Consider the following 18,639-nt stretch of genomic DNA (forward strand, 5'->3'; position numbering starts at 1 on the left):
ATTTTATCACTTTCGCCTCAAGAAACGGAACAAACCAAATACACGCGCGCTTCATATGGTTTAAAGGAAAACAAGTATTGCGGGCCGTGATTTTCCACTGAATAATTTTGCAAAAGAAGCTGATCCGATCCCAGAATCCATTTATCAATCTGAAAATTCGCCTGCTGATCTGACAAATTTGTGAGAACCACCGCTTTTTTATCCTTATACGTCCGTGTATAGGCAAAAACTTGCTTATTCTCCTCTAAGATTAAGTCATACTGACCATAACTAAACACATCATTCTGTTTCTTCAACCGAATCATTTTTCTATAAAAAGAAAGAACCGACCCTTCATCCCGCAGCTGCGTCTCTACATTCAAATCTTTATAATTTGGATTAACCTTCATCCATGGCTGTACAATGCTAAATCCGGCATTGTCACCCGCTGACCACTGCATCGGTGTGCGGCTATTATCACGCGAGGAGGCCCAAATGAGCTTCATGATTTCCAGGTGACTGAATCCCTCACTTTGCTTCTTTTTATAGAGGTTTTTCGTTGCCACATCATCATAATCATCAATGGAAGAAAAACAAACATTCGTCATGCCGATTTCCTGCCCTTGATAAATAAATGGCGTCCCTTTCATGAAGAAATACATTGCTCCAAAGGCTGTCGCACTTTCACGCCAGTATTTCCGGTCATCCCCCCAGGTTGAAACCACACGCGGTTTATCATGGTTTTCAATAAACAACGCATTCCATCCATCCTTCTCTAAACTCTTTTGCCATTTCGTCAGTACCTTTTTCAATTCAACAATATCAAGCTTTGCATCCTTTTCTTCCGGGTCCCAAAGTCCAAGATGCTCAAATTGAAAAACCATATCCATGACGCCCTGCTTTGATCCTACCCATTCCCCCGCATCCCCAACCGTCACTCCGTTTGCTTCCCCAACTGTCATCACATCCCATTTTCCATAAGTCCGCTCCTTAAACTCCTTCAAAAACGCATGAATCCCCTTTTGATTCAAATGCATCGGGAAAGACGGGACATACTTTAATTTCTTTGGATTAGGCAAATTGGGTAGACCCGCTCGCTTTTTAATATGGCTAATCGCATCAATCCGAAAGCCATCAATCCCCTTCTGAATCCACCAATTAACGATTTCATACAGTGCTTCGCGAACTTCCCTATTCTCCCAGTTTAAATCTGGCTGCTTAACTGAAAATAGGTGGAGATAGTATTGCTTTGTCTTATCATCATATTCCCACGCCGAACCGCCAAAAACACTTTCCCAGTTATTCGGCTCACGCCCATTTTTTCCATCACGCCAAATATACCAATCTCTCTTCGGATGACTTTTTGAGAACCTAGATTCAATAAACCAAGGATGTTCATCACTTGTATGATTGAGAACAAGATCAATGATTAACTTCATGCCTCGTGTGTGTACCTCTTCCAGAAGCTGATCAAAATCACTCATTGTCCCGAAGTCTTCCATAATATCCTGATAATCTGAAATATCATAGCCATTATCATCATTTGGCGATTTAAACATCGGACATATCCATACGGCATCCACACCTAATTGCTGGATATAGTCAAGTTTTTGTATGGTCCCCTGCAGATCGCCAATCCCATCACCATTCGAATCCTGGAAGCTCCGCGGATAAATTTGATAGACAACTGCTTCCTTCCACCATTCGTTCATGCTGTAGCACCCTCTCTTTCCATTAGTTTAACCAAGAGAGTTAGATAACTGTAACCCCTTCTTAACCTTTTATTCTTTGATTTAAGCTATGATCTAAAGAGGTGCGGTTTAGATTCTCCTTAACGCCACTTTCCTGGCGTATTGGTATATATTTTTAAAATAAAAATCTCCTTACCTATTTTATTGAAAAGATCTGGGTTTATGATTTTCCTATACGTATAAAGGATCATTAAATTCTTAGCATAGAAAAGGAATAGTGGCATTTATATGATTCCCTTGTAAAAAATGGTATTATATTGTTGTGTGGCTTTTGTACTAAAAAGCAAATGAATGCAACCAAGAGTTTCATCTTCCTAATCCTTTCATTACCTACATAAAATCCTGTAACTATTGAAGGAATGAATAAATCATTATTAAGGAGTATTCATGATGATGAATCAAATTAATTTAGATAATCAGTTATTATTCATCCATGCCTTTGAACATGCAGGAATAGGAATGGCACTCATTTCATTGGATGGAAAAATAGTAAAAGTGAATCAGTCTTTATGTGACAGTTTGGGTTATGAAGAAAATGAATTTTTACAATTAAATATTTTGGACATCCTTCCTCCAGAGGAAGCTGAAATAGATCATCATATTGTTCGAGTCCTTTCCGAAGGGAAAAGAAATTCCTATCAAATAGAAAGACGTTATATCCATAAGAACCAACATTATATTTGGGCTATAATGAGTGTTTCATTAGTGAGGGATAAGGACGGCAGCCCTCTATTCTATATCAGTCAGATTCAGAATATCTCTGCCCGAAAGTTAGCCGAAGAAAAGCTGCGTGAAAGTGAGGGCAGATATCACCGCTTAGTGGAGGAATCACCTGATGGCGTTATTATATTAAAAGATGAAAAATGTATGTTTATTAATTCAACAGGGATCGAGATGCTTGGACTGCAGCATAAAGAAAGTATTATCGGGAGATCCATTTATGACTTTATGTTATTTCAGGACCATGAGCGTTTTAAAAAGCGTAATCTGCATATTCATTCTGTTGGCCCTTTTGAAAAGAAATTCATTCGCATGGATGGAAAGATCATACATGTTGAACTAAAAACAATTCCAACGATCTATGAAAATAACCAGGCAGTCCATATGATTATGCGCGATATCAGTGAAAGACAAAAAACCCAGGAACTAATGATTAATTCCGAAAAGCTCACAATCGCTGGCCAATTGGCGGCCGGAATTGCACATGAGGTCAGAAATCCTCTAACAGCTATTAAAGGCTTCTTTCAAATGATGGAAGGCGATTTAAAGAAAAATAAAATATACTTCGATGTCATCCACTCAGAAATTAATCGAATTGAAACCATTCTAAATGAGCTATTATGGCTGGCTAAGCCCCAAGAATCAAAATTTGTTCAGAAGAATATTGGGGTTGTACTAAACCATGTCCTCACCTTATTAGAAACCCAAACGAATTTAAATAACATCCAAATCATAAAGAATATTGAACAACATCTGCCCGCTATTAATTGTGATGAAAACAAATTAAAGCAAGTGTTTATCAATTTTCTCAAAAATGCAATTGAGGCCATGTCCCAGGGCGGCACCATACATATTGATATTCGAAAGCAGGATCCAGACTGGATTATGATTCAGATCACCGATGAGGGGTCAGGTATCCCCGAACATTTACTTACACGAGTCGGGGAGCCATTTTTTACAACGAAGAAGAAGGGAACGGGGCTAGGCTTAATGATCTGCAAAAATATAATCTCTGAACATAAAGGAGAAATAATGATCGAGAGTTCACCCAAAGGAACCCTCGTCAAAATCCTATTGCCGTATACTAGATAATTAAAGCAGGAGGTCTCCCCCTCCTGCTTCGTTTATTTATTCCGTTTTGGCAAAAGTGCTGGGCATAACAACTGCGACAACTTCACCGCGAGCACATACAGTATCATTTGCAAACACTTCGATGTCAACCTTCCACTTTTTCGGATGTATTTCTGTTACAGTCCCTATTGCTTTTAACGGGATGCCTTGAGGGGTCGGTTTAAGAAAATCAACCTTTAAGGAGCCCGTTACAAATCGCGGCGGCTCCGCTCCATCTCCAACCTCATGGCCATTTTTACGGTGCAAAGCCAATGCGGCAGATCCTGTTCCGTGACAGTCAATGAGGGATGCAATTAAACCTCCATAAACAAACCCCGGAATGGCAGTATGTTCTTCTTCAGGTGAATACACTGTTACTGTCTTTTCCCCTAGCCAGCCCGTTCTAAAATGGTGGCCGTTCTCGTTTAAGCGGCCACAGCCATAACACCAGGCAAAGTCATCCGGATAAATATCTTGAACTGCTTGAAGTACATTATCTTCCATTCCTTCTCCCCCTTTTCACAATATTATATAGTATAAGGCAATATCAAGGAAGCGCTTACAATTCATTGCTGTAGGAATATCTAATTCTGGGAATGAGCGCGAGCTTGCTCAACTTTTAACAATCTTCTTAAAATACCTCAGTTCCGTCAGAATTCATTTATTATTTTAAAAAAACTTTTTTATTCTAAATAAACTTTGGAATTGATTGATTTTATGCGATTTTCATTTGAGTTTCCTCATTTTACAAAAAATTGTTTTTGACAGTTTTAATTTCTAAAAAGTATTATGGTATAACATAAGGAGGTTTTTTTATGTCCAGTTTTGATAAAAGAAAGATTGTTGAAAGCGTCCCCCAAAAAGGATTCTTTGGTCATCCAAAGGGACTGCTCACTCTATTCTTTACTGAATTCTGGGAGCGTTTCTCTTATTATGGAATGAGAGCAATCCTTGTTTTTTATATGTATTATGAGGTTTCTAAAGGCGGTTTAGGGATTGATGAACCTACAGCCCTCGCCATTATGTCCATATATGGTTCACTCGTATACATGTCTGGAATTATCGGAGGCTGGCTAGCAGACCGAGTTTTCGGAACGTCTAATGGTGTATTCTATGGCGGAGTACTAATTATGCTTGGTCATATCGCCTTAGCTGTACCAGGCAGTATTACTTTATTCTTTATTTCCATGGTTCTCATTGTACTTGGTACAGGATTATTGAAGCCAAACGTTTCAAGTGTGGTCGGTGAAATCTATAGCGAAGAAGATAATCGCCGTGATGCAGGCTTTAGTATTTTCTATATGAGTATTAACCTTGGAGGATTTATCTCTCCACTAATTGTTGGAAGTGTGATGAAATATAGCTTCCATTTAGGATTTGGAATTGCTGCTGTCGGAATGTTTTTAGGATTATTAGTATTTATTTTTACTAAGAAAAAAAATCTTGGTCTTGCTGGAACGATTGTTCACAACCCGCTTTCACCAGATGAAAAGAAGAAGGTATTCACAAGATTTGGACTAGCTGCCGTTATTATTGCTGTGCTAGTTGCGATTGCCATCCCAAATGGGCTTTTAACCTTTGATAGCTTTATTGCACTTGTAGGGATATTAGGTATTTTACTCCCAACAGCTTATTTCATTGCGATGTATCGCAGCAAGAAAACAACGGATGTTGAACGTTCACGTCTCATCGCTTATATCCCGCTTTTCATTGCTTCTGTTATGTTCTGGGCGATTCAAGAGCAAGGGTCAACGATTTTAGCTAACTATGCAGATAAACGAACACAGCTAGACTTTGCAGGCATTCATATTTCACCTGCTTGGTTCCAATCATTGAACCCATTATTTATTATTTTCTTAGCACCAGTTTTTGCGTGGATGTGGGTGAAGTTAGGAAAACGCCAGCCATCTATTCCAAAAAAATTCTCACTCGGTCTATTGTTCGCGGGCTTATCATTCCTTGTGATCCTGCTGCCTGCTTACTTTGGCGGTTCCGATTCATTGGTTAATCCACTATGGCTCGTTCTTAGCTATTTTATCGTTGTGCTTGGTGAATTATGTTTATCACCAGTTGGTCTATCAGCTACGACTAAATTAGCGCCTGCAGCCTTCTCAGCACAAACGATGAGCCTATGGTTCCTATCAAACGCAGCTGCTCAGGCAATCAATGCACAAATCGTTAAATTCTACACACCTGCAACAGAAATGACTTACTTTGGTGTCATTGGTGGCGCATCCATCGTGCTTTCCATCATTCTTTTTGCTTTATCGCCAAAGATTCAAGGCTTTATGAAGGGTGTTCATTAATAGATATTTCGTCTCTTATATGCCTTAAAAAGAAACAAGGACTTCCTTGTTTCTTTTTTTATATATTATTCTAACAGAATATATAAACTATTCTGAAAAACAGCAATATTACAACTCTGTCAGACAAACACTGTATTACCAACACTAAAAATTATTTATATGCATTCTTAGGAAATTTCCTTTTGACAATTCAAAACTTTCAAAAGTATTATAGAATAATAAGGAGGTAGTCTTATGTCTAAATTAAATATGAAGAAGGTTTATGAAAGCGTTCCCCAAAAAGGTTTTTTCGGCCATCCTAAGGGATTATTTACCCTTTTCTTTACAGAGTTTTGGGAGAGATTCTCCTATTACGGTATGAGAGCTATTCTTGTCTTCTATATGTACTATGAAGTGTCAAAGGGCGGTTTAGGATTAGATCAGTCATTAGCGCTATCGATTATGTCGATTTACGGTGCACTCGTTTATATGTCGGGAATAATCGGCGGCTGGATGGCCGATCGGCTATTCGGGACATCTAAAGCTGTATTTTACGGCGGGATCTTAATTATGTTTGGCCATATTGCTTTAGCTATACCCGGAAATACAACATTGTTCTTTATATCTATGGTGTTGATTGTTCTTGGTACAGGGTTATTGAAACCGAATGTTTCGAGTATTGTCGGTGACATGTATAGCGAAAATGATGATCGACGCGATTCCGGTTTCAGTATTTTCTATATGGGGATTAACCTTGGCGCATTCCTTGCTCCATTAATTACGGGCAGTGCTATGGGGTATAGTTTCCATCTAGGATTCGGTTTTGCTGCTATTGGGATGTTCTTAGGACTACTCGTTTTTATTTTTACTAAGAAAAAAAATCTTGGACTTGCAGGAACAATCGTTCCTAACCCACTATCACCAGAAGAAAAGAAAAAAGTTTTTAAGATTTTTAGTTTATCTATTATTGTAATCGCTGTTATATGCGCAGCGGCCATTCCAGCAGGATATTTAACATTCGATGTATTTATTGCGTTCATTGGTGTTCTTGGTATTTTAATACCAACTTTATATTTCATTGTGATGTACCGCAGTAAAAAAACAACGGATGTGGAACGTTCTCGAGTCATTGCCTATATTCCGCTTTTTATTGCTTCTGTCATGTTCTGGGTTATTTATGATCAAGGGGCTACTATTCTCGCAAACTATGCAGATAAGCGTACACAATTAGATTTTGCAGGCATTCATATTTCACCTGCTTGGTTCCAATCTCTGCCTGCATTATTTATTATCATCTTTGCACCTGTATTTGCTTGGCTTTGGATAAAGTTAGGGAAGCGCCAGCCAACCATTCCGCAAAAGTTTTCAATCGCTCTATTATTAGCGGGATTATCCTTTATCGTCATTCTATTGCCAGGGTATTTGAGTGGCGGAGATTCGCTAGTTAGTCCAATTTGGCTTGCACTAAGCTATTTAATTGTCTCTCTTGGCGAGCTATGCTTATCACCTGTAGGACTTTCAGCTACAACGAAATTAGCACCTGCTGCCTTCTCAGCACAGACGATGAGCCTATGGTTTTTATCAACTGCTGCTGCAGGAGCCATTAATGCACAAGTCGTTAAGTTCTATTCACAAGAAACGGAAATGCTTTACTTTGGCGTCATTGGCGGGGCCTCCATCGTGCTCTCCATCATCCTTTTTATGTTATCTCCGAAAATTCAGAGCTTTATGAAGGGGATTCGTTAAAAAAGGACCCTGGTTCCGCTATTTATCTGAATTGCTTGTTTTTTTAAAGTTTATGGACTTAGGTTCCGCTAATGGGCGAAAATAAAGCTATTTTCTTATAGATTTCATTCATTAGTGGATCCTGTGTCCGATTCATTCGATAAAGTTGCGAACTTTATGGAAATAAGGGATTCTCTGTCCGCTAAAAATAGGAAAAAGTGCAAGGGGCATCTAATAAGTCGATTTTTCGACTATTGGATGCCCCTTTTCATATCAACACTATTGATTTTTTCAAATCCTTATAAACTATCTTCTTATATTTCTACTTTGCTTCCTAAAACCCGCTTTGTTTTTTACCTCTGTTTTTATATCCGTGAGGCAGAACTCATTAGATGTATCTTATAAAAAATAAAAAAACTAATATCAGAAACATTAGAGTGTTCTGATATTAGTGAGCAAACTAATTTATACTGCCTTTTTTTCATCGGGTGTTACTGGTTTTCTCTTGTTAATGAATTTTGCAATTACTGGATATAACAGGGTCAAAGCAGAGAATAATAGAATAACCCCTGAGATTGGTTGAGTGATGAATGATAAATAGTCTCCACTAGTAACTAACAAATGTCTTCTGAAGTTTTCCTCCATCATTGGACCTAAAACAAGTCCTAAAACCATTGATGCCGGTGAAAAATGATACTTTTTCATAAAGTAGCCAAAAACCCCGAAAAGTAACATAATCCAAACATTAAACATCGAATTTCCTACGGCGTACGATCCAACCATAGATAATAAAACAATTAAGGTGCCTAAAACTGAATACGGTAGTTTTAAAATAGCAGCAAATGCCTTTACTCCTAAACGCCCACCAATAAATACAGCGACACTAGCAATTAACATGGAGAAGAAAATACAATAAAGCATTAATGGCTGGTCAGTCATTAGCTGTGGTCCTGGCTGTAATCCTTGAAGAGCAAGTGCTGCCAAAATAATTGCTGTTGTAGGACTTCCAGGGATACCCAATACAAGCGTAGGAATCATTGCGCCTCCAGCTGCAGCATTATTAGCTGTTTCTGGTGCAAGGATCCCTTCCTCTTCCCCTTGTCCAAAGTTTTCTTTGTTCTTACTTGAACGCATTGCCTCACCGTAACTTACAATTGAAGCGATAGAACCCCCTGTTCCAGGAAGAATACCAATAACGGTCCCAATTACAGCTGATTTTAATAGAACCCATTTATGCTTAATTAGTTCGTAAAGCTTAATTGTTTCAAGAGAAACCTTCTTAGTCATATCTAAATTTACTTGCCGTTCTGTAACTTGATTTAATACCTCTGCTAAAGCAAAAGCACCAATCATAATAGGAATCATTTCTAGACCATTCATGAGCTCAATATTACCGAAAGTAAAGCGGTCTGCCCCTACAATAGGGTCCATTCCTATCATAGCTATCATAATACCAATCAAACCGGAGGTGATTGCTTTAACAGGTGATTTCGTACCAATAGATGAAATGACCATTAACCCTAAGACAGTTAATGCGAAATATTCAGCACTTTGAATTTTTAAAGCAACACTAGATAGTGGAGGAGCCAAAAATAACATAATTAAAACAGAGAATATTCCCCCAAACGCAGATGCACTAATGGCAAGACTCAGTGCTCTGCCTGCTTTCCCCTGCTTCGCCATTGGATAGCCATCAAAAGTTGTAGCAACAGCTTCAGGTGTCCCTGGTGTATTAAACAAAATGGCTGTAATGGACCCCCCATAGGCCGACCCTGCATAAAGAGCAACTAGTAAAATAATCGAAGGAAGTATCCCCATATAGTATGTAAAAGGTAACATTAGGACAATTCCCATTGAGGAGCTAATTCCAGGCAACGATCCGAAGAACACCCCTATTAGCATCCCTGCAAATACTAGAGCTAAATTACCGGGAGTCAATGTTGTTAATAAGCCTTCCACTAATAGTTGTAAATCCATTATTCTCCCCCCTTATCAATATAAGAAATAACTAAGTTCTTTAATAAAACCAATTCCTCTTGGCAGTGGAACTGACAAGACTTTTCCAAATATTAGCGTAAATGCCCCTGCGATAATAATTGAATTAATAGACATTTTTAAATACTTTTTTTGCCCTAGTAAATAAAATAACAGGAAACAAAATGCAATAGAAGCAAGAGTAAAACTAATAAAATCATTTAATACAATAAATACTACAATCCCAATTATTAGGCCGAAGTAGGCCACATTGATATTCAGTGCTTCTTTTCCTTCCCCTGCTTTCATTTTTCTAATTGAATTAAATAAGGAAATAAGAAGTAATATTAAGATGATTCCTATTAATACTTGTGGAAATCCCGCCGGGCCAATAGGGTCAGCAGATCGTCCTGTTGAAATAGCGAAGGACTCTTTCCCGAAAAGTCCCATTATAACTATAAGAACAACATGAAAAATAACTTCACCCATATGAAAACCTCCAAAAAAAGGCGGCTAAAATGCCGCCAATATTTATTTAAGCCCAATTTGTTTCGCTACTTTATCAAACATCTCAAAGTCTTCTAACATGGAAGCTTTAAAGTCCTCAGGACCTAAAAATCCATCGCGGATATTTGTCAAAGATTCCTCGTTAAATTTCTGGTACTCTTCCGTTTCATATGCCTTTTTCATTTGGTCTATTAGATAGTCTTTAACTTCCTGCGGTGTGTCCTTTTTGACAACAAAGCCTCTCCAAGAACCAATAGTAATGTCGAATCCTTTTTCAACAGTTGATGGTGTATCCTTTAATTCATCAATTTGCGTAATTCGCTCATCATTTAAAACAATAATAGGTCTTACCTTTCCATCTTTAATATAACTAACGGTGTTAATGAGTTTGTCTAGATAAACATCTACTTCCCCACCAAGAACAGCAGCCTTTACTTCAGAGCCTGATCCATAAGGAATGAATTTTACCTTTAATCCCGTAGCATCTGCTAGTGCACTCAATGTTAAATCATCTAGACCACCCGGACTAACCCCTGCAAATGTAACCTCTTTTTCCTTGCCAATTTCTAATAGTTTGTCAAAACTATCAATCTCACTATTTGCTGGTACTGATAAAACATAGATATCTTCTTGAATTCGAGCTAGGGGCTCAAATTCTTCAAGAAACTTTAGATTCTTTCCTTTTTCTAGAACATCCGCAATAACATGTGAAGGCGTTACTTCCAACACTGTATACCCGTCATTCGATTGTCCATGAGCATAAACCATACCAACTAATCCACCACTACCATCTTTATTTACTGGCTGAAAAGGCTTTGCCATGTTTTTAGACATAATCTCCGCAAATTTTCTAGCAAAGGTGTCACTCGCACTTCCCTCACCAAATGGCACGACAAGCTCAATTGGGCGTTTTGGATAGTCTGTACTGACCGAACCAGATTCCTTGGAACTACATGCGGATAATATTAAGCTAATGATGATAACAAAAGTAAGCAGTACTTTTCTCATTATAAAAATTCTCCTCCTTTGTAAACGCTTTAAAAATATTTGATAATTATTTCCCCATTAACTCAATGGGTACATATGAATTCCCTTCCATAATCCTTCTAGCTGTTCGGCCAATTCCACCTTTAACTAGCTTAAAAGATGAATTGTTTTTTTCTATATTAACATTTACTAGAATTGTCCCAGTTGGGTGTCCAATTGTAATCTGATTTGTATGATTGGTTGAAATTAATGAATTTGGGATAGTCCCAGGTATATTGCAGGCAGTTCCTAAACCAATCGCTCCACTTACCGCAAAAGCACGGTGCAAAGTACCCATTGCAATATATCTTCCTACAATGTCAATTTTCTCTTTTTTAACGAGTTCTCCATTTTCATCTGTAAAATCTTGTGCCTGTGAAACAATCACTATCTTAGGCAATGCATGTGTTTCAGGGGTTATTGTTTCCCCTTCATGAAAGAGGCCAATAAGTTTTCCACATTTCACACGTATATTTTCAATATTCCGCCTATTCACTTTGTTATTTATCTCACCCGAAAGTTCAGTTCCCATTAAGCCTAAATCAGATGCCTTAATGAAGACCAGTATATTCCCCACATCAATAATGGTAACTTCGATTTCCTTATTATCCCCTAAATCTATTAAATCGACAATATTTCCTGTTGGAAATAATTTACCTGTAAAGGCTCCACCAAAGTCGAGAAAGTTTACCATAATACAAGAACCAGTTCCAGATACCCCTGAAATAGAGAAATCACCATCATATACGATTTGCCCATTAAAAACAGGGATTTCAACTTCCATAACACGCATTGTATTTGTATTATAAATTTTAACGGTTGTATGGCCTTCAGTTATTTTTACTAATCCTTCTTCAACAGCAAACAATCCCACAGCAGATGCCATATTTCCGCAAGTAACGTTATAGTCAATATTTTGGCTGTTTGTACTCACCTGACCAAAAGTATAATAAATGTCACAACCTAGCTTATCTGTAACTCCAACAATGGCTACTTTACTTGTTAAAGGGGTTCCTCCACCAACGCCATCTATTTGACCATTTTTAGAACTCCCATAAATTTTTGTTATAACTAGATCTCTTTCTTCCGGATCTTTTGGTAAATCGACATCCTTTAGTATTAATCCTTTGCTCGTACCTCCCCTCATTAAAACGCTTGGCAACTTGTATAATTTACCGTGAATGTTCACCGGGTACACCTCTTAATAAATATTGATACCATGGTATAATCAGAGTATATTAAATATTAAGAAATAAATAAAATATTGGTTTTTTATAATAACCGATAAATTTTTTTTATTCCTATAGAAATTTCTTATGTATCTACTCTTAAATGGAGGAGAAATTATGGATCATCTGGATTGGCATTTACTTACTACTTTATTTGAGTATAAAAATATTACGAAAACTAGTGAGGTATTAAGAAGCTCTCAACCCGCTATTACATATAGATTACAAAGAATAGAGGATGAGTTTGGGGTAAAAATTGTTTACCGCGGTCATCGAGGAGTTTCCTTTACACCACAAGGGGAATATCTAGCAGAGTACGCTGCGCAAATGCTTAAAGAGCTCAGAAAGGCTAAGGAAGAAGTCCTGAATTTTGAAAATAATATACAAGGAATTTTAAGAATTAGTGCATCCAGCATCTTTTCAAGATATAAGTTACCACCCATCCTAGGAAGGTTTAGCGAAAAATATCCATTAGTAGAGTTTCATGTGGATACTGGATGGAGTGAGGAAGTAATTAACGCTATTTTTAAGGATCAGTCACACTTAGGCATTCTTCGAGGAAATTATAATTTTTCACATGAAAAGCAATTGCTTATGGAAGAAAATTTACTTTTAGTTTCAAAGACCCCGATTGATTTAAAAAAGCTTTCAAAGTTACCACGAATTTATTACAATACAGACACCTCTTTAAAAACTTTAATTGATAATTGGTGGACCGAAAATTATGTTTCACCTCCCACAATTACGATGAGAGTAGATAATATGGAAACCTGCAAAGAAATGGTACTAAATGGTTTAGGTTATGCAATTCTTCCTAATATTTTATTAGAAGGCGATGAAAAATTATATAAAACTCCTTGTTTAACGAAAGATGGCCAACATGTTAAAAGAAAAACATGGTTAATTTACAAAAAGGAATATTCAAACAATGTTTTAGTAAAGGCCTTTTGTGATTTTTTAAAGGATTGGGATTTTAAGCTAGGAAGTTCATAAAGAGATAGATAATTAGTAAATGGATGGGGAGTTATGCCCTTTGGTTGATTTTCACACCAAGAAAAGACCTCCCCTTGGAAAACAAGAAAAGGCCTTTTATAAATCTATAACTACTCTTCTTACCTGCTTTATATATCTACTTCACTTCCCACACCCTGTTTAATAGCCTTTTCATAGGCAGCCGATGCAACAGCCAAATCAAAATAAGCAATCCCAACTGATTTAAAAAAGGTGATCTCCTCATCCGATTCCCTGCCAGAGATTCTCCCTGCTGCCAGCTCTCCAATTTCCCCATGAAGGTCTGAAAAGCTCCATTCCCCTCTGTTAGCTGGAATAATAAAGTCACCAGCCTCATCTTTTACGCCTTCGATCGTATCAGCAACAATTTTTGAACATTTTTGAAGAGTTTGCACGTCTACCTCTTGCATATGCGGGAGATACGATCCAACACCATTAATATGTGTTCCAGGCTGCAGCGCTTCCCCTGAAAAAACAGGAGTTTCTGATCTCGTGCTGCAAATAACGATTTCTGCTTTCGAAACAGCTTCATCTGCATCATCCATAATCGTAATTTCTCCTTCATACTCTGGACTAAGATCTGCTATGCGACCTGCAAATGCATGTGCTCTTTCTTTCGTTCGATTATAAAGCATGACTTTCTTAATATCACGAACCTCCAGAACAGCCTGAAGCTGCTCCTCTGCCATTCCGCCGCAACCTATCACTGCTACTGTTGATGCTGTTTCCTTCGCCAGATACTTCGTTGCGATCCCGCTAACCGCCCCCGTACGAAGCCTTGTTAAATAAGAAGCATTCATACAAGCCAGATGATCCCCATTGTCGGTGTCACTTAAAATAATAACTCCCTGCGTGGTCTTTTTCCCTACTGATGGATTGTTTGGAAAAATGGTGACTACCTTGACAGCTGTTTTTCCGATTGGCTCCATTGCACTGGGCATATAGAGGGCCGATGCATTTTTTTCGGGGAATTCTAAAACTGTCCTGTGCGGACTAAGAATTTTCCCTTCTATGTAATGCAGTAACGCCTGTTCCAAGTCCTGAATAGCATCCTTCATTGTATACATCGATCGTATTTGTTTTTCTGATAAAACTAGCAAAATCAATACCTTCTTTCTGAAAATAGGAACCATTTTCTTCGATCCCTTTTTTATTTTTCAAGCTGCTTCTGAATCCAATACCTCATTCCTCCGGCTACGCACCGTAGAAATCACTGTTTAATTGCATACTATATTACCTGTAAAATTAAGACTTAACAACATTATAGTATGACTATTTTTATATTTCAAAATATTATACTTGCGGCTAGAGTTTTTCTCCCCTTCCAAAAAAGCATATCTTCATCATTTTTCCACTCCAAAGGATATCTGGCTAAACGCTCCTTTACAGTCCTAATGATGGACATAAGGGTTTTGATTGGTCTCAGCTAATAACGCAACATAATGTTGATTGGTCTCAACAATCTCTACAACAATACTTTCCTACTAAAATAAATCTCCTAATATTTCTATTTACTTTTTAATTTTATCTTGTTATCATGATAACATGGTAACGTACTAAAGGATTATGACAAAAGGTGGTCTACTACTAATGAAACGATTTTCAGCTATTATTCTAGCAATATTAACTGTGTTTGCAATTTTAACAGGCTGTTCATCAAGTGCTGATACGAAAGACAACGAGATAATTATTGGGATTGATGATAAATTTGCTCCTATGGGCTTCCGAGATAAGGATAATAATCTTGTAGGATTTGATATCGATTATGCAAAAGCTGCAGTCGAAAAAATGGGGAAAGAAGTTAAATTCCAGCCAATTGATTGGAAGACAAAGGAATCTGAATTGAGCAGCGGACGAATTGACCTTATCTGGAATGGGTATACCATTACTGATAAGCGTAAAGAAATGGTTCTTTTCACAAAGCCTTATTTAGCGAATGCTCAGGTTATTGCAACGAAAGCAGATTCTGACATTAGCGCTTTAGCTGATTTAGATGGGAAGGTAATTGGCCTTCAAGGACTTTCCTCTGCATCTGATGCCTTAAATGCCAACCCGATTAAGGACAGCATCAAGTCTGTTTCTGAATACGCGGATAATGTCCTTGCCCTAAGTGATTTAAAGGCCGGCCGTGTGGATGCGGTTATCATTGATGAAGTCGTGATTGATTATTATATGGCCCAAGAAGAGGGTACATTTAAGGTCCTTGACGAATCATTAGCACCAGAGGAATACGGTGTAGGTGTGAAAAAAGGCAACGATGAATTATTAAAAGAACTGCAAAAAGCCCTTGATGAGTTAAGCGCAGACGGTACCGCTGCTGAAATCTCAGAAAAATGGTTCGGTGAAGACAAAGTTCTAAATTAATCGTACAAATTATAGAAGCAAACAGGGTTTCCCTCGGAAAGCCTGTTTTGTTTTTGGAGGAATTCTTTCATGATGGAATACATTCTGACAATTATTAAGCCCATGCTTGAAGGGGCTCAGATGACCATTCTTTTATTTATTATTGCCATCGTTGTGTCCATTCCATTAGGCTTTCTTTTGACTCTAGCTGTTAAAAGTTCGATCAAGCCGCTTTCATGGTTGGCACAAGGCTATATTTATGTGATGCGTGGAACCCCGCTCCTATTGCAATTATTATTTATTTGTTTCGGGCTTCCTTTAATACCTGTAATTGGGGAATATTTAGTGCTTGATCGTTTTGTAGCTGCCTGCTTGGGCTTTATCTTGAATTATGCTGCCTATTTCGCGGAAATTTTCCGTGGAGGCCTTTTGGCTATTGATAAGGGACAATATGAGGCTTCCCAGGTGCTTGGCTTAAGCAAATGGCAGACAACGACACGAATTGTCCTGCCGCAAATGTTCCGAATTGCGCTCCCTGCTGTTTCAAATGAATCGGTGACACTTGTTAAGGATACGGCATTGCTATATGCTGTCGCTGTACCGGAGCTTTTACACTTTGCCCAGACAGCTGTTAACCGCGACTTTACGATTGTGCCGTTTTTCATCGCCGGTATTATTTATTTAGGTATTACGCTTATTTTAACAGTGCTATTTAAATGGCTAGAACGGCGCTATAAATTTGAATAAGAAGGATTGATATTATGGCTATCATAGAAGTATCCAACCTAAAAAAATCATTCGGTCATTTAAATGTCCTAAAGCAAATTACATTTGATGTTCAAAAAAATGATGTTATCGCTGTCATTGGCCCATCCGGTTCTGGAAAAAGCACTATGCTTCGCAGTCTGATTCATCTTGAAAAAATTGATGATGGCAGCATTTGTATTGACGGTGATTATCTAGTGAAGAACGGCGTGTACTCCAAACCGCAGGAACTGAATCGGATTACTTCCAAAATGGGTATGGTTTTTCAGCACTTTAATCTATTTCCTCACCTAACGGTAAAAGAAAATTTAGAAATTGCTCCTAAGATGGTAAAAAAGGAAACGGCGGAATCCCTTCAGAAGCGCAGCATGGAAATTCTCGAGAAGATTGGGTTAGCTGATAAAGCAGGCGTGTATCCTGGAAACCTCTCAGGCGGACAAAAACAAAGGGTTGCTATTGCTAGAGCCTTAATGATGGAGCCTGAAATTCTTCTGTTTGATGAGCCTACGTCAGCTCTAGACCCTGAATTAACTGGTGAAGTGCTGCAAGTAATGAAAAAACTTGCTGAAGAGCAAATGACGATGATAGTCGTTACTCATGAAATGGGCTTTGCTAAAGAAGTCGCCAATCAAGTTCTGTTTATGGATAACGGAGAAATTGCGGAGTCCGGCCATCCGGATCAACTATTCTCCAACCCTCAATTTGATCGGACAAAAGCATTCTTGAATCGAGTGCTATAGTAAGCTTCTGGAAAAACATTTCTAAATATGTCTTGCAATTAAGGAAACTTTCAGTTAACATGGAATACAATTAAATAATTTCTTATTTCAAGAACTTTTTGAAGTGAGGATAGAGGCGCAAAGACCATCAGTACACAATCGGAGGATAATGAGACCCTATGATGATTGTCGAAAGGGGAATTTGCCGAAGTTTTAGGAATCTCATGTTCTTAAAGCTGGGCCTGTGTTGAATAAATACAGGACTGTCATATAGGAGAGACTATATGGAGGGCTATCGCACAAGAAACGGTGAATTTCCACACTATTGTTTCTATAGCAGCAGCGAGTCCCTCGTTGTTGCTTTTTTGCGTTTAGTTTTAAATAGGCCCTATCACCTCTACTTTTTAATAAGAAAAGCGGAAGCGCCTTGATCACCCCCGACAAGCATAAGACGATCTACACGGAAAGGTGTACTTTACCTTTCAGGGTAGATTGGCTTATGACCTCGAGGGGGTAGGCGCTGGAGCTAGACAGTTCTCAAACTCGAGAAAACTTAAACTTTCTTATCATTTTAAAAAAAGGGTGTGTGAAGTTATGAATTTTGGTCAAGTACTTACAGCAATGGTTACGCCATTTGATCATAACGGTGAGGTTGATTTTGAAGCGACAAAAAATTTAGTTAACTATTTAATCGAGAATGGGTCTGATGGGTTAGTTGTCGCAGGTACGACTGGTGAGTCGCCAACTTTAACAGAGGAAGAGAAAGTGGCTCTATTTAAGTTTGTTGTTGAGGCAGCTAACGGCAGAGTTCCTATCATAGCTGGTACAGGATCGAATAATACAAGAGCTTCCATTAGCCTGACTAGAAAGGCTGAGGAGGCTGGAGTGGATGGCATCATGCTTGTTGCTCCATACTATAACAAACCATCTCAAGAAGGCATGTATCAGCATTTTAAAGCGATTGCTGAAGCAACGTCTTTACCGATCATGCTATACAATATTCCGGGACGAAGCGTTGTGAATATGTCAGTTGAGACCATTGTAAGACTTTCAGAAATTCAAAATATCGTGGCCATTAAGGAAGCTAGCGGTGACTTAGACACTATGGCCCAAATCATCAGCGAGACGCCAGCTGACTTTACTCTATACAGCGGGGATGATGGCCTTACACTACCGGTCCTGGCTATTGGAGGAGCAGGGATTGTTTCTGTAGCTGCCCATATTATCGGGAACGAAATGCAAGACATGATTAATAGCTTTAAAAACGGTGAGCTTCAGAAAGCCGCAGCTGCCCATCGCGAGCTTCTTCCGGTTATGAATGCTTTATTTAATGCTCCAAATCCAACACCGGTAAAAGCTGCTCTTAATCTGCAAGGCATTCAGGTTGGCGGAGTCCGGCTTCCATTGGTTCCTTTAAATAATACGGAAATGACTGCATTGCAGGAAGTATTGCAAACACTTCAGCCAGTAAATGCTTGATCATTAGAAGAGCCCG

15 protein-coding genes and 1 riboswitch are annotated in these 18,639 nt (G+C 38.3%); of the genes, 8 read left to right on the forward strand and 7 right to left on the reverse strand.

Annotation, left to right across the window (positions count from 1 at the left end; all coding sequences use genetic code 11):
• Positions 1–17: 17 nt before the first annotated feature.
• Positions 18–1,691 (reverse strand): glycoside hydrolase family 13 protein, encoded by a 1,674-nt coding sequence (locus tag RRV45_RS21200; protein ID WP_315666624.1) that lies wholly within the window; start codon positions 1,689–1,691, stop codon positions 18–20.
• A 426-nt stretch (positions 1,692–2,117) separates the two neighbouring features.
• Between RRV45_RS21200 and RRV45_RS21205 the strand changes: the two genes are divergently transcribed.
• On the forward strand, positions 2,118–3,542 hold the full coding sequence (locus tag RRV45_RS21205) for a PAS domain S-box protein (RefSeq protein WP_315666625.1): 1,425 nt from the start codon (positions 2,118–2,120) through the stop codon (positions 3,540–3,542).
• Between the two features lie 36 nt (positions 3,543–3,578).
• On the opposite strand, the gene RRV45_RS21210 is transcribed toward RRV45_RS21205, so the two are convergent.
• Complete coding sequence (locus RRV45_RS21210; protein ID WP_315666626.1) at positions 3,579–4,064, reverse strand: PaaI family thioesterase; 486 nt, start codon at positions 4,062–4,064, stop codon at positions 3,579–3,581.
• A 311-nt stretch (positions 4,065–4,375) separates the two neighbouring features.
• Here RRV45_RS21210 and RRV45_RS21215 point away from each other — a divergent pair, with 311 nt between their 5' ends.
• Complete coding sequence (locus RRV45_RS21215) at positions 4,376–5,866, forward strand: peptide MFS transporter (RefSeq protein ID WP_315666627.1); 1,491 nt, start codon at positions 4,376–4,378, stop codon at positions 5,864–5,866.
• A 234-nt stretch (positions 5,867–6,100) separates the two neighbouring features.
• A complete protein-coding gene (locus tag RRV45_RS21220; protein ID WP_315666628.1) occupies positions 6,101–7,591 on the forward strand; it encodes a peptide MFS transporter in 1,491 nt (496 codons plus the stop codon).
• Positions 7,592–8,035: 444 nt separating this feature from the next.
• Here the strand turns inward: RRV45_RS21220 and RRV45_RS21225 are convergent, their stop codons facing one another.
• Genes RRV45_RS21225 through RRV45_RS21240 form a run of 4 tightly spaced genes read right to left on the reverse strand, consistent with a single transcriptional unit; the run spans position 8,036 to position 12,266 of the window.
• Positions 8,036–9,547: a tripartite tricarboxylate transporter permease gene (locus tag RRV45_RS21225; RefSeq protein WP_315666629.1), complete on the reverse strand. Its 1,512-nt coding sequence runs from the start codon at positions 9,545–9,547 to the stop codon at positions 8,036–8,038.
• A 15-nt stretch (positions 9,548–9,562) separates the two neighbouring features.
• On the reverse strand, positions 9,563–10,033 hold the full coding sequence (locus RRV45_RS21230) for a tripartite tricarboxylate transporter TctB family protein (protein ID WP_315666630.1): 471 nt from the start codon (positions 10,031–10,033) through the stop codon (positions 9,563–9,565).
• A gap of 42 nt (positions 10,034–10,075) precedes the next feature.
• A complete protein-coding gene (locus RRV45_RS21235; protein ID WP_315666631.1) occupies positions 10,076–11,059 on the reverse strand; it encodes a Bug family tripartite tricarboxylate transporter substrate binding protein in 984 nt (327 codons plus the stop codon).
• Between the two features lie 46 nt (positions 11,060–11,105).
• A complete protein-coding gene (locus RRV45_RS21240; protein WP_315666632.1) occupies positions 11,106–12,266 on the reverse strand; it encodes a 2-methylaconitate cis-trans isomerase PrpF family protein in 1,161 nt (386 codons plus the stop codon).
• 157 nt (positions 12,267–12,423) lie between these two features.
• Between RRV45_RS21240 and RRV45_RS21245 the strand changes: the two genes are divergently transcribed.
• Complete coding sequence (locus RRV45_RS21245; protein WP_315666633.1) at positions 12,424–13,299, forward strand: LysR family transcriptional regulator; 876 nt, start codon at positions 12,424–12,426, stop codon at positions 13,297–13,299.
• Positions 13,300–13,427: 128 nt separating this feature from the next.
• Here the strand turns inward: RRV45_RS21245 and RRV45_RS21250 are convergent, their stop codons facing one another.
• Positions 13,428–14,417, reverse strand: a complete 990-nt coding sequence (locus RRV45_RS21250) for an ornithine cyclodeaminase family protein (protein WP_315666634.1) — start codon at positions 14,415–14,417, stop codon at positions 13,428–13,430.
• A gap of 490 nt (positions 14,418–14,907) precedes the next feature.
• Between RRV45_RS21250 and RRV45_RS21255 the strand changes: the two genes are divergently transcribed.
• From RRV45_RS21255 to dapA, 4 genes are all read left to right on the forward strand, one after another.
• Positions 14,908–15,681: an amino acid ABC transporter substrate-binding protein gene (locus tag RRV45_RS21255; protein ID WP_315666635.1), complete on the forward strand. Its 774-nt coding sequence runs from the start codon at positions 14,908–14,910 to the stop codon at positions 15,679–15,681.
• Positions 15,682–15,750: 69 nt separating this feature from the next.
• Positions 15,751–16,407, forward strand: coding sequence for an amino acid ABC transporter permease (locus tag RRV45_RS21260; RefSeq protein WP_315666636.1), 657 nt, complete (start codon positions 15,751–15,753; stop codon positions 16,405–16,407).
• A 14-nt stretch (positions 16,408–16,421) separates the two neighbouring features.
• On the forward strand, positions 16,422–17,165 hold the full coding sequence (locus RRV45_RS21265) for an amino acid ABC transporter ATP-binding protein (RefSeq protein ID WP_315666637.1): 744 nt from the start codon (positions 16,422–16,424) through the stop codon (positions 17,163–17,165).
• Between the two features lie 102 nt (positions 17,166–17,267).
• Positions 17,268–17,447: riboswitch (Lysine riboswitch) on the forward strand.
• Between the two features lie 291 nt (positions 17,448–17,738).
• The gene (gene dapA, locus RRV45_RS21270; RefSeq protein ID WP_315666638.1) at positions 17,739–18,623 is read left to right on the forward strand and encodes a 4-hydroxy-tetrahydrodipicolinate synthase; all 885 of its coding nucleotides are present in this window, start codon (positions 17,739–17,741) and stop codon (positions 18,621–18,623) included.
• The last annotated feature ends 16 nt before the right edge of the window (positions 18,624–18,639 follow it).

The organism is Bacillus sp. DTU_2020_1000418_1_SI_GHA_SEK_038 (assembly GCF_032341175.1).
Lineage (GTDB): Bacteria > Bacillota > Bacilli > Bacillales > Cytobacillaceae > Cytobacillus.

What these genes read in the sequence shown, in the direction of transcription:
- RRV45_RS21200 (WP_315666624.1), bottom strand. Translation starts at nt 1,691, where the DNA reads ATGAACGAATGGTGGAAGGAAGCAGTTGTCTATCAAATTTATCCGCGG.
- RRV45_RS21205 (WP_315666625.1), top strand. Translation starts at nt 2,118, where the DNA reads ATGATGATGAATCAAATTAATTTAGATAATCAGTTATTATTCATCCAT.
- RRV45_RS21210 (WP_315666626.1), bottom strand. Translation starts at nt 4,064, where the DNA reads ATGGAAGATAATGTACTTCAAGCAGTTCAAGATATTTATCCGGATGAC.
- RRV45_RS21215 (WP_315666627.1), top strand. Translation starts at nt 4,376, where the DNA reads ATGTCCAGTTTTGATAAAAGAAAGATTGTTGAAAGCGTCCCCCAAAAA.
- RRV45_RS21220 (WP_315666628.1), top strand. Translation starts at nt 6,101, where the DNA reads ATGTCTAAATTAAATATGAAGAAGGTTTATGAAAGCGTTCCCCAAAAA.
- RRV45_RS21225 (WP_315666629.1), bottom strand. Translation starts at nt 9,547, where the DNA reads ATGGATTTACAACTATTAGTGGAAGGCTTATTAACAACATTGACTCCC.
- RRV45_RS21230 (WP_315666630.1), bottom strand. Translation starts at nt 10,033, where the DNA reads ATGGGTGAAGTTATTTTTCATGTTGTTCTTATAGTTATAATGGGACTT.
- RRV45_RS21235 (WP_315666631.1), bottom strand. Translation starts at nt 11,059, where the DNA reads ATGAGAAAAGTACTGCTTACTTTTGTTATCATCATTAGCTTAATATTA.
- RRV45_RS21245 (WP_315666633.1), top strand. Translation starts at nt 12,424, where the DNA reads ATGGATCATCTGGATTGGCATTTACTTACTACTTTATTTGAGTATAAA.
- RRV45_RS21255 (WP_315666635.1), top strand. Translation starts at nt 14,908, where the DNA reads ATGAAACGATTTTCAGCTATTATTCTAGCAATATTAACTGTGTTTGCA.
- RRV45_RS21260 (WP_315666636.1), top strand. Translation starts at nt 15,751, where the DNA reads ATGATGGAATACATTCTGACAATTATTAAGCCCATGCTTGAAGGGGCT.
- RRV45_RS21265 (WP_315666637.1), top strand. Translation starts at nt 16,422, where the DNA reads ATGGCTATCATAGAAGTATCCAACCTAAAAAAATCATTCGGTCATTTA.
- dapA (WP_315666638.1), top strand. Translation starts at nt 17,739, where the DNA reads ATGAATTTTGGTCAAGTACTTACAGCAATGGTTACGCCATTTGATCAT.